Here is an 11,345-nt window from a genome sequence, read left to right on the forward strand (position 1 = left end):
TGAAGCCACTTGGCATCAGTCTCGAGCATCTGCATCTCTACCGGACGCGCCCCCTTCACTGAGCGCTGAGGCCGCTGGAACATCGATCGGCTCGCTTTGCCACGGAACCGATTCTTTTGAGTGCCAGGACGCGCAACCGCCATGATTATTCCTCACGCATGTCGTCTGGCGGCCGTCGGCGCACCGGAGCCGACCCACCCGCCATCAAGGTAGATGCTCGTGCCGACGCGAACGCGCCGCAGAGCCTGCGAATAAGCACCGCTCCCCGTTTCGAAAATGTCTGGAGTTATTGATGAGTCCGCGGCGGCTGAGGTATTGGCAAGCGCCTCCTGAAGAACGCGACCGGTCATACCCTGTGATCGCTCGATGTCCATGACCTCTAGGATTGTCGGAACGACATCGCAAATTCCCGACGGAGTACGTGACATGAGCCCAGAGTCGAGGAAAGCTGTACCCGCCAGCACGCCGACCGCGGCTAACTCTTTTGGATGCAGTCCTCCATGTAAGCCGAGACCGGTTCTGCGGTCATTGTCGTAGTAGGTGCCTCCAACAAGGCCGAACGGATCGACACTATCGTCCGTCCGGAACGAGAAGACGATGTCCGGCGACCGCGCATGCTCGACGCCAACGAGATGGCGGCCAAATGTTCCTGGTGCGATCCCCTCAACCTCGTTCTTTGGAGCAGTGAATACACACCCACACCAAGGTTCTGAGGTGATCGCTTCGACCGCCTTTATGACATTTCTGTCGGTGCGATCGGGAAGGTAGATCGCGCCGACTTGGCCTGGCACAACGACAGCATCCACATCCACCCCGGGAGCTGTTGATGGTGAAAAACCAGCGCGACGCAGACTATCCGCAACAGAAACCCGAGTATGCCCGGTGATATGCCCATGATCGGAGATTACAGCAATCTGGACATCATTGTTGTGTGCCTCAGCCTCCCACCAATCGATCACGCGGCCAAGCTGCTTATCGCAGAAGGCGATGACTTCACGGGTCTTCTCGGCACCGGTTCCGCTGAAATGAGAGCAAGTGTCGGGTTCTCCGAACGAAAGGATCGTGACGTCCGGCTTCGATTTTGGCCAGACGACTTCGAGGAAAGCTGACGTGATCAGCTCCTGCGCTTCGAGATCTGGCGTTCCCGGAGGCGGCGCTGGTGGTAGCGTTCCAAAACGATCCTCTATTTCCAATTTTAATGTGTCAGGTGTGCAGGCCTCAGGGAAATGGCCCGACAGACGCATATGGCCGAAGTCTTCTGCCTTATGATGAAATAGGCGCGTCGTGCCCGGAGTGTTCGTTGCAAGAACCGCAAGGCTTCTGCCCCTCTTAGCCAAGATTTCGCCGAGCGTGGGCGCGCTCATCAGTCGGCCGCCGCTTTCCAAATCGAGTTCGCGCAATCGCTTTGCGTCCGATGTATCAATATAGCGCGTCGGCATTGCCGTTCGATCGACATACTTGTTACCAATCATCCCATGTTGATCGGGCGTGGCACCCGTAATCAGGCTCGGAAAGGCGACCCGTGTCTCGCTGGGATAGACTGTCCGATGACACGCAAGAGTTACACCCCTTTCCTTTAGCCGAACAATGTTTGGCGTGAGAGCGGAATCGATCAGGTCCGGGCGCAGGCCATCGAAACTAACCACGACAAAGCGAGCCTGCTCAGTCTTGTTGACAGTCATTAATCCCATTGCCTTAGTGATGTCTGCCGGGAAGCGCTCGGTCCGGTATTGATTGCGCTGCCGGCCAGTTGCCAGGTGCGATGGTTTCGTCAGTGGGGTAGGAGAGCGTCTACGCCTTTCGTGAGGCTCGAAAGCGCGGTGGCGGGATCCTTCTTCTGAGAGATCACAAGATGGCAGTGATCCTCGATGGTCTTGATGATCTTTGAGTTATTCTCACCTGGGAACGTGTACCAACCTGTCATCAGTGAAAGGCGTTGAGCGGCGACGCGGTGTTGAGGGTGTTGCTCGAAGAACTTCCCAAGCCCAACGGCATCTTCCATCGCCACGGTGTTTACTGGTGCATAGCCAGAGGTCTGGACCATCACGCTTTGGCCGACCGGCCCCACCGCGAACTTGACGTATTCCCAGGCAGCCTTCTGTTTTGCTGGATCGTCGGTCAGCATGACGATTCCATTGCCGCCAGCGGGAAACTTGGCATTCGCTGAAGAGATCGGGAACGGTCCGACCTTTAAGTCGAATTTTCCAGCCGCCGATTGCTGGTAGCTGTTGAGCGCACTACTTGAGGTGAAGATGATTCCGAGAGTGCCAGCCCGAAACGCTTGCCGGGCTTGGTCTCTTTCAAAAGCCGGCTGGCCTTCTCTCCCGAGGCGCTGCAATAGGTTCAAGCTTTGAAGACCAGGCGGTCCGTCAAACTCGATCTTTTTTTCGTCTTCGCTCATCATACGGCCGCCAAAGCTGCCCACAAGCGTTTGAAACGACCATCCGGTATTGGTGTATTCGACATATAAGCCGCTGATACCTTGCCCCAAGGCGCCGATCTTCTTACCAAGTTCGATTACGCCATCCCAATCGGCAGGCAAGCTGTTGGGGTCGCCACCGGCCTTTTTCACGAGATCTGTGTTGTAGAAGAGCACTGGAATGGAAATCCCAAAAGGCAAGCCATACGTTTTTCCGCTGTACGACGCCCAGGATGTCACGGCGTCGGGAACGCCGATCGTCTTCCAAGTAGGATCACTGCCGATGAAGCCATCCAGCGGCACGGCGGTTCTGCGATTCGTCAAAGGACGAATCTGATTCAACCCCTGGTGCGAAACGTCGGGCATTTGCTTGGTTATGCTCTGCCTCAACGTTTGTTGAACGAGGTCGTCATAGGTGGCGACGGGAGTATCGAGAACGACCTTAATGTCTGGGCGCGTGTCCATGAAACGCCGCGCAAGCGCCTCATAGAGACCTTTGAGAGCGGCCGGAGCGTAAGAAACCCGGATCGTTGTTTCAGGGTGCGCAACGGCCTTCAGGATCGGCGTTGCCGCCATGGCCGTCGCCGTCGAGAGAAAGATCCTGCGTGAAAGAGGCATCGGTCGACTCCACGAAGCTATTGTTTGACAGCTCCTCCGGTCATTCCTTCGACGAACCATTTCTGTGCGGTGAGGAAGGCGATGACCAGAGGCAGCACGATGAGAGTGGACGCAGCCATGAGGGGACCGAAGTCGTTGCCGGCCTCCTCGTTCTTGAAGACCATGATGCCGAGCGGCGGCGGCATAAGTGACTGGTCGCGCACCGCGATCAGCGGCCAGAAAAGATCGTTCCAGTGGCCGACCACCGAGAAGATAGAGAAGGCGATGACGGCAGGCAGCGCCATCGGCACCAAGATCCTCCAGACGATGGCGAGTTCAGAGAGACCGTCGAGGCGGGCGGCGTGCACCACATCGTCGTGAATAGTTTTGAAGAATTGCCGGAACAGGAAGATGCCGAAGGGCGAGACGACGTAGGGGAAGATGAGGGCCGTATAGGTGTTGAGGATCCCTAGCTGGTAACCGAAGACGAAGAGCGGCAGCGCGAGCACCTGATGCGGCAACAGTAGGCCGACCAGCACCATGACGAAGAGCAGGTCGCGGCCGGGAAACCGCAGCTTGGCGAGCGCGTAAGCGCAAGGCGCGCAGACAAGAATCTGTAGCACCAAGATCAGACTGCATACGATCAGGCCATTGATCATGTAGCGCGGCAGCGGCGCCTCGGTCAGCGCTTTGGTGTAGTTCTCGACGCCGTAGAATTGCGAAGGCCAAAATGAGAAGGACGCGCGGAAGATTTCACCGGGTGGCTTGATTGACAGCGAGATCATCCACACGAATGGCAAGAGGATGAGTGCGCCGGTGAGCAGTAGCACGGCATGCCGAAGAATGGCAGCGAGCGACGACAGGCGCTTTGTGGACATGGTGTCGCTCATTGGTAATGCACCTTCCTGTCCATGACGCGAGCTTGAACGAGGGTAAGCGTAACGACGATGATGAGAAAGACGACGGCAATAGCGGCACCGTATCCAGTGCGCAGATATTCGAAGCTCTCCCGATATAGCGTGTAGAGCAGCACTTCGGAGGCGTGGCCGGGCCCGCCTTGAGTAAGCACTTTTACGGTGTCGAAAGACTCAAATGCCCTCAGTGCCACGACGACGACAACGAACATGGAGACCGGCCCGAGCATAGGCAGGGTGACGGTGCGCAGCCGGTCGAACCAAAGGTCAGCGCCGTCGACATCTGCAGCGTCGTAGAGATCTTGCGGGATGCTCTTGAGACCGGAGAGAAACAACACCATGGCATAGCCGAGGTTCTGCCAGATGCCGATGACGGCCAACACCGGGAGCGCGGTATTCTCCTGGCCCAGCCAGTTGGCCGTCGGCAGGGCCATGGCCGCGAGCGTCTGGTTGACGAGGCCGATGGTGGGATGAAGTAGCGTCCCCCAGGCGATCGCCATCGCCGTGAGCGTCGCCATGAATGGCAGAAAGTGAATGGCGCGATAAAACGAGCGGCAGGACTTTCCGCTTTCGATCAGGAGCGCGATCAGTAGGCCGAAGACGACAGTGCCCGGCACGACGATCAAAGCGTAGATCACGGTGTTGAAAAGCGAGGTCCTGAAACCCGCGTCAGCGAAGACCTCGCGGAAATTGGTGAGGCCGACAAAGGAGAGCGAACGCGCGCCGAACTGCCAGTCAGTGAGCGCGATGACGAATACACCAATCACTGGCAGGAAGAATAGGACGAGCAGGAAGAAGATTGCTGGCCCAGCCAACGTCCAAGCTATCAGCATCTCCGCAAAGGCGCGCCTGTCTGCCGAGAAAGCGGTGCGCGATGGCAACGTTCGAGCGCCACTTGTCGCAGACGGCCCGTCGGAGGCGCCGTAAAGCGCAAGAGGCTTGCTCATCTGGCAACTTCCCGGAACGGAGTGACCGATGTCCAGTCGGATTCCGCGTCCCGGCGCAAACGCCGCCCATCACGAGCAAATAGAAGCACGCGGTCCGGCCTGACGCCAACATGCAAAGTCTGGCCCGGAGTGATGTAAGGTGCCCGCTCGGCCAGCAGCCTTACAATTAACGGATGATCGATACCTGCCAGATCGAGATGGACGAAGAGATCGGAGCCCATATGCTCTATCATGCGCACCGAACCGGTCAGCGAGCCCTGCCCGCCGTGGTCGGCGAGATGAAAAGCCTCCGGACGGATGCCAAGGGTTAGAGCGGCGCCGGGACGCGCGTCAGTCTCGATCGTGAGTGTCGCTCCGGCCACATCGATCAGGCCACGCTCGCGCACCACACCATCGAGCATATTGATCTTTGGCGAACCAATGAACTCGGCAACGCGTCGGTCGTCGGGATCGGCATAGATGTCCTGCGGCGGAGCGACCTGCAACAGCTCACCATCGATCATCACGGCCACCCGATCCGACAGCGTCATGGCCTCGGCCTGGTCATGGGTAACATAGACGAACGTGACCCCGAGTCCTTGGTGAAGCTCCTTGATCTCGGCTCGCATTTGCACTCGAAGCTTGGCGTCGAGGTTGGACAAGGGTTCGTCCATCAGGAAGATAGCCGGATTCCGCACCATTGCCCGTCCAACCGCCACGCGTTGGCGCTGGCCGCCGGAGAGCTGTCCCGGTTTGCGCACCAGCAGATGGCCGATGCCGAGAGACTTAGCCGTACGGGTGACTTCCTCGTCGATCTCGCCAGCAACCTGTGTCGTGCCTGGCAGCAGGCGGCCGAGAAGAGGAAGCCTCCGCACCGCAGAGAGCTTGCGCATCCGAAGCGGTAGCGCGATGTTGGAGGCGACTGTCATGTGCGGATAGAGCGCGTATGACTGGAACACCATCGCCACGTCCCGCCGCTTCGGTCGCAGCCCGTCCACCACCCGTTCGCCGATTGTGACTGATCCTGCATCCTGGACCTCTAGCCCTGCCAGGATACGCAGCAGCGTTGACTTGCCGCAACCCGAAGGCCCCAGCAACGTCAGGAACTCACCATCGGCTATCGACAGCGAAACACCGCGCAAGACAGACGTCACGCCGTAATTCTTTTGGATGCTATCAATCAATACGGATGCCATCGCCGTTACTTCCAAATCGTTATGAAACCCACGGAGCACGGCAAAGAGATTGCCGATCTCGCCTGGACGAGGTCGCTGACGTGGGAGAACTTCAAAACCCGCACTGCTACAGCCGAATGACGCTCATCGTATAATTCGATCTGAATCAGCGCAAAATGCGATGAGATGTTCCGCTTCGACGCGAGCTTAGTATCGCCGGAGTTGGAGCCCCCTCATCCCGCTGCCTGAAAGTTATCTTGAGACAAGCTCGCTGAGCGATGCGGCCGAATAGCGAATCGGTCCGACCTCGCTCGTCCGCCTAAGCGCTCGCCGAGCACAAGGCGATCTCGTTTACTGCGGATCGTATTTGAGAGCGACGGGACGAACGCGAACCGAATTCGGTTCGATAGGCAATCACCTTCAACCTCGAGTTTGAACAGTTCAAGGCTGCGCAGGGGCCTGACGTGTTCGCAAAAATTGGATGTCGTTAGGTCAACAGCCGGTGCACTAACCTCGCCTTCTCGATGATCTTTGACTTTGGCTCGAAGCTGTTCGATCGGATGGATCTCATTGGTGCTGTAGGACGTCTGCTATGTGGTCCGCGCAGGGTGAATAGGGGCGTCAATCGAGCGTTTGGCGCACAGCTGCGCAACCGGCACGAGTAACCGGATCACTGCATTTGGAATTGAACTCGCCGTCAAGCGGCGCGCCGCAGGCGCGGGGCTTGACGGCGAAGGTTCGGACCAGGCAATCACTATCGGCTGCGTGATGTCGGTTGTGATCATCAGCGCGCTGTTCCGGGAAACCGCGCGCCGAAGTGGATCGCGAACTACCCATTGCGGCAGTCCATTCGACCTGCCGTCGCCAAGGGACGCCGGCGTTGTTGATGGCGAGATACAACAGCTCGATCGCGGCCTCGTCGGTCGGGAAGATGCCGCGGGTCTTGGTGATCTTGCGCATCGAACGATACAACGCCTCGACCGCATTGGTGGCATGGATCATCTTGCGGATGTCCGGCAGGAGCGCGAAGAACGGTACGACGTGTCCCACGCATTGCGCCAGATCTGGCCGAGCAGCCGCCGGCGTCGGCGCTCCCGATAGATTGCTTTGGAGGCAGGGATTGCCTTGCGGTCCTCCCAGGAGACGAAGGCAAGCCTGTTGCGGATCAGGTGCACGATGCGGGTCTGCATTGTGATCGCTTTCGGGAAGCCGTGCAGTCCGTCAACAACGGCAATCAGGATGTCGTTGACGCCGCCTTCAGCTCGTTGACGAATCGCAGCCAGAACTTTGCGCCGGGCGCACGACATTAAGTGGGCGGCTCTGCCATTGTCGGACCTCCTCAGCCTCGGTAGCATCGCGCAGCTTCTGCCGCTACACCACTCACGCACAAGCTTCCTAATGTCGCGAATTTCTGTTCAGGACGCTGGACGCACGCTTTATTGCATGCCGGCCTGGGCACTGGCCCTCGCGGACATAGCCGGTGGCATGCCACAAGCCCACATCGGGGAGCAGACGCCGGATCGCGTCCAGCCTGCTCTTTCCTGCGCTCCAGGCCGATTTGGCAGACTGGAGATTATGGGGCCATCCGGCCGCTCAACAACTCGCTGAGCGCCACAGCAGGTATACGAGTTGAGGGGGAACGACGACCGGCGACAAAGTCCTCGAGGGTGCCGAATCAGCTTCTGCGGGATCGGCCAAGAGAATGTCACGCGATGAGGCTGTCGCCCCCTCCGTTAGAGCAACATGGCCTGCCCTCTGTGCGCAAAAAAGAAATGAAACCGGCCACCATGAGACCTGACGTACCCGTTACGAGCCCGATCGGTCAGAGAAGCGTTCAAGATTGGACAAAATGTCGGGTGAACCATATCGCATCAATGGCTGCCGCTGCGAGTCTCAATCGGTAAGGCCGCAGTCACGATACGTGCGCACGGTACACGCCAGGCATCGGAATTCGAACTCGATAGCAATGCGATCGGAGTCGAAGCGCCCACGCGCCTTGCCCAGCTCGGCGGCGAGATCCTTAGCCCGGGCCTTGGACAAGCACGTGGAGCACAATGTCGGCCAGGACGCGCTAAGGTTGTCTTGCGGTTGGCACATTCTACGGCGGACAATTTTCCGGACGGGTCGACGAAGATCCGCAGTTTTTGGCACCGCTCAGCCTGCAGCTGACGGAAACTCGAAGCGGACGCGCGTCTTCGTTTCTTGCCGCAGTGCGGCCATACTCAAGGTCGGTATCTTCGGTTATGCCGACTTACAGCCGTCGTCGACGACTTGGCGGGCAAGCCCACCCAAATGTGGCGGCTTGCCGCTCTCGGGCATGGGCTTGGGTTGGAGCCGGGTTTCCTCGGAGATTCGTAGGCAACGCGCGAGAATCACAGGTTAGCCGGTCAATGTCGCCTCATTTCACGGCAGGATTGCTCTGCCGGCGCGACGGGGCGTACGGGCTTCAACAAAAACTGCCTGTAAGATTTGGGATAATCCCCGTCATTGATCGGAGTTTCGAACGCAGCAGCGGCGACGTAATCCGCCTGGCGGGCTCCAAAGGAGGCCATGACACTGGCCTGGTCAAGATGATGGGGCCCCTCCGGCTCGATCAGTACCCACGCTTTAGCCAAATCGGCGCAGTTCTCAAGTCCGAGAGCTTCCACCGCGGCTGCGTTACTGCCGGCATATGGTACGGCCGGCGGTGGTATACCGAAGCGTGTTGAGCTAATGTCATGTGGCCCCACCAGCGATGGTAGACCGAGCACTCGCGTTTCGAGCACATACAGCAGGCCCGGCGAGTGGCCAGAGAGATCGACCACGGGGGTACCGACTTCAAGACCGGCCGTGCGAGCCTGGGCTCTGGCGGTGGCCAGGTAGTCGTGGAGAGGTTGCGAGAGCACCAATTTTCCACCACCCGGCAGGAGTGTGACAGCGGTATAAGCGCGCAGATCTTTCAGCTGACCCCACGGCTTGAGGATGGCAGCATTGATTACGGATGCAGTGAGCAACTGTGCCAACACCGTCAGGGGCAGTAGAGTGGCGACGCTACGTCCCTGTTGCGCAAGAGGGCTCAGGAAGGCAATGACCGCGAGCATCCAGAACAAGGCGGCCATCGAACCGATGAACCAGTAGTTGCCGGCGGAGCCCAGTGCCAACACGTGCGGCAGGACCAAAAAGGTTAGCGCTAGAGAGATGCTGGTGGGAGTCTGGGTACGCAGAATCAAAACCTCACGATAAAACATCGCGCCAAGGCATATGAAGACCGGCACTAGGAATAGGATCGAGAGCTTGATGCTGATCGGATCGGTCCCCAGCAGCGCAATCGCTATTGTTAGAAGCAAGGTCGCAGCGAGTGCTAGCGATGAGAGCAACTTGTGCGTAGGCCCTATGAGAATGCTCAACAGAAGGACTGTCGCCACTAACACGGCGATAGTGAGTTGCCCGCTACTGGTTTCGAGCCAGTCGATCCGAAACATGAAAGACAACTCGTGCCGGGCACCTAGCAGGATTTCAAAATCAGCGCTCTTGACCATACGGGTCACCAGCCCCGTGACGCCACGATCGATCAGGTAGGCGGTAACGATCAGCAGAGCGAGAGCGACCAGTGCCGCGCCAATCGTGAGCAGCAGCGACTTTCGGCGCAAAACGACGACATAGAGCATAACGACGAGGGCGATGGCTGCAGCGGTGGTTGGCTTGGCCATGAAGCAGCACCATCCGCCGACGCCGACCAGGATGCAGCCCAAGACCTGGCGGATGCGCCCTGGCCGATCGGCAAGCAGCATCCCAATCATCACCATCAAGAGCGAGTGAAAGGTCAGTGTGTAGTAGTTGGGGGTGAGCAGTATCCAGAGGTGAAAGGCGACTAATGCCAGGCAGGCGATTCCTGCCGATAGCACCGCCGCATGTGGCCGACCCACTGTCCAGAGGCGCCGGATCACAAGGAAGCTGAGAATCCAGCCCAGCGCCGCGGTGAGAGTGACGTTCGCCATGCGAAGCACTGCGATGTCGTGCCCCGCCCACTGATATGGCCAGTGATAAATGAAGCCAAAAAGCGTCGGCGGGCTATTGATTGTGTAGGCGAATGGGTTCGCGATGGAATTGAGGTGGAAACCTTCGGCGCTGACACCGAAACCGTAACTACTGTAGTATAGCAGCCACAAGAAAAGGATCGCTGTAGTTAGGGCGGACAGAGGCAACAAAGCTCGATCCAGCAAGAGTGACAACGTCTTTCCGTCGGTAAAGCGGCTATTTCTTGGCATAAGCCCCTTCCAGCTAGCCTCATAGAGGAGGCCCATTCCAATGGATATTAACCTCGACGAGCTTCTAACTGGCCTAAGCCCCGCAATCTCCTCCATGAATTGGTAGAGTCCATCACTACTAGTGTCCTGTTTCGTAATTCATGAGCAAGTCGATGCAGTTTTTCGCGGATTGCGTCTGCCGTAGCGGTCCATCGGAAGGGCTGGCAGGTGGCGTTGTATGCCGTGACGAAGTGATCGATTTTCCCGACGAGTTGCTTAACATTGGAGAAAAGAGCCGCGGCGGATCGCCTTTTCGGTGATCAACGCAAAGAAGCGCTCCACTTGGTTAAGCCAGGAACTGTAGGTGGGAATGAAATGCATGTGCCAACGGCCTGATCGCCAGCCAAGCTCTGATCTTCGGGTGGTTGTGGACCGCGTAATTGTCGATGATGCAGTGGATATCAAGCCCCATGGGAACCTCTTTAGCGATCTCGCGCAGGAGCGATAGGAATTCCTGATGCCGATGACGCGGCTTGCACCTGTCGAGCACCGTCCCATCAATCACATTCAGCGCTGCGAACAACGTGGCCGCCTCGTGGCGCTTGTAGTCGTGAGTAATCCCTTCGACGAAACCGAAGCCCATGGGCAGCATTGGCTGCGTGCGCTCCAAAGCTTGGCATTGACCCTCCTCATCGACACAGATCACCAAAGCATTGTCGGGCGGGCTCCGATACAGCCCGACGACGTCGCGAAGCTTCTCGATGAAGAAAGGATCGTTAGAGATCTTGAAGCCTTCAGAGATGCGGTTGCAAGCCGAACGTTCGGAAATAACGCTGTAAGCTGGTCTTGAAGATGCCAGCTTCGGCCGCCACGGAGCGAATGCTCCAATGTGTGGAACCATTGAGCGCCGCGGGCAGCGAGCGACTACGTGCAAACGTTTGAAGCTGCGAACGCTATTGATCCGACAACACCAGATCTGCCTTCAGTCTGCCTATCGTCATCGCCATCTCCATCCCAAAAGCTCGCGAGAACGATGTAAGCGGCAAGCTAAGGCCGTCAGGCGGCGTGGTTCCATGGCATAAGCGCTT

At 58.2% G+C, this 11,345-nt stretch carries 8 protein-coding genes and 1 pseudogene; all 9 read right to left on the reverse strand.

What is annotated here, in order from left to right:
• Window positions 1-152: 152 nt before the first annotated feature.
• Window positions 153-1,682 carry an alkaline phosphatase family protein gene (locus H8A95_RS24500; protein ID WP_229185389.1) on the reverse strand — a complete coding sequence of 510 codons (1,530 nt, stop codon included), beginning with the start codon at window positions 1,680-1,682 and terminating at the stop codon, window positions 153-155.
• Window positions 1,683-1,771: 89 nt separating this feature from the next.
• On the reverse strand, window positions 1,772-3,037 hold the full coding sequence (locus H8A95_RS24505; RefSeq protein ID WP_229185390.1) for an ABC transporter substrate-binding protein: 1,266 nt from the start codon (window positions 3,035-3,037) through the stop codon (window positions 1,772-1,774).
• A gap of 17 nt (window positions 3,038-3,054) precedes the next feature.
• Complete coding sequence (locus tag H8A95_RS24510; protein ID WP_229185397.1) at window positions 3,055-3,894, reverse strand: carbohydrate ABC transporter permease; 840 nt, start codon at window positions 3,892-3,894, stop codon at window positions 3,055-3,057.
• Window positions 3,895-3,902: 8 nt separating this feature from the next.
• Entirely contained in the window at window positions 3,903-4,763 is an 861-nt protein-coding gene (locus H8A95_RS24515) for a carbohydrate ABC transporter permease (RefSeq protein WP_420839448.1), read from the reverse strand.
• Window positions 4,764-4,873: 110 nt separating this feature from the next.
• Window positions 4,874-6,052 carry an ABC transporter ATP-binding protein gene (locus H8A95_RS24520; RefSeq protein ID WP_229185393.1) on the reverse strand — a complete coding sequence of 393 codons (1,179 nt, stop codon included), beginning with the start codon at window positions 6,050-6,052 and terminating at the stop codon, window positions 4,874-4,876.
• Window positions 6,053-6,652: 600 nt separating this feature from the next.
• Window positions 6,653-7,033: a transposase gene (locus H8A95_RS44505; RefSeq protein WP_420839446.1), complete on the reverse strand. Its 381-nt coding sequence runs from the start codon at window positions 7,031-7,033 to the stop codon at window positions 6,653-6,655.
• Window positions 7,030-7,338, reverse strand: a complete 309-nt coding sequence (locus tag H8A95_RS43880) for a transposase (RefSeq protein ID WP_420839447.1) — start codon at window positions 7,336-7,338, stop codon at window positions 7,030-7,032. Before H8A95_RS43880 ends, H8A95_RS44505 begins: the two co-directional genes overlap by 4 nt.
• Window positions 7,339-8,418: 1,080 nt before the next feature.
• On the reverse strand, window positions 8,419-10,179 hold the full coding sequence (locus H8A95_RS24530) for a hypothetical protein (RefSeq protein ID WP_229185395.1): 1,761 nt from the start codon (window positions 10,177-10,179) through the stop codon (window positions 8,419-8,421).
• A 233-nt stretch (window positions 10,180-10,412) separates the two neighbouring features.
• Window positions 10,413-11,159, reverse strand: a pseudogene (locus tag H8A95_RS24535) (IS630 family transposase); the annotation flags it as partial.
• Window positions 11,160-11,345 lie beyond the last annotated feature (186 nt).

Origin of the sequence: Bradyrhizobium oropedii (assembly GCF_020889685.1) — a bacterium.
GTDB lineage: Bacteria > Pseudomonadota > Alphaproteobacteria > Rhizobiales > Xanthobacteraceae > Bradyrhizobium > Bradyrhizobium oropedii.

What these genes read in the sequence shown, in the direction of transcription:
- H8A95_RS24520 (WP_229185393.1), bottom strand. Translation starts at nt 6,052, where the DNA reads ATGGCATCCGTATTGATTGATAGCATCCAAAAGAATTACGGCGTGACG.
- H8A95_RS24515 (WP_420839448.1), bottom strand. Translation starts at nt 4,763, where the DNA reads ATGCTGATAGCTTGGACGTTGGCTGGGCCAGCAATCTTCTTCCTGCTC.
- H8A95_RS24505 (WP_229185390.1), bottom strand. Translation starts at nt 3,037, where the DNA reads ATGCCTCTTTCACGCAGGATCTTTCTCTCGACGGCGACGGCCATGGCG.
- H8A95_RS24510 (WP_229185397.1), bottom strand. Translation starts at nt 3,894, where the DNA reads ATGTCCACAAAGCGCCTGTCGTCGCTCGCTGCCATTCTTCGGCATGCC.
- H8A95_RS43880 (WP_420839447.1), bottom strand. Translation starts at nt 7,338, where the DNA reads ATGTCGTGCGCCCGGCGCAAAGTTCTGGCTGCGATTCGTCAACGAGCT.
- H8A95_RS44505 (WP_420839446.1), bottom strand. Translation starts at nt 7,033, where the DNA reads ATGATCCATGCCACCAATGCGGTCGAGGCGTTGTATCGTTCGATGCGC.
- H8A95_RS24500 (WP_229185389.1), bottom strand. Translation starts at nt 1,682, where the DNA reads ATGACTGTCAACAAGACTGAGCAGGCTCGCTTTGTCGTGGTTAGTTTC.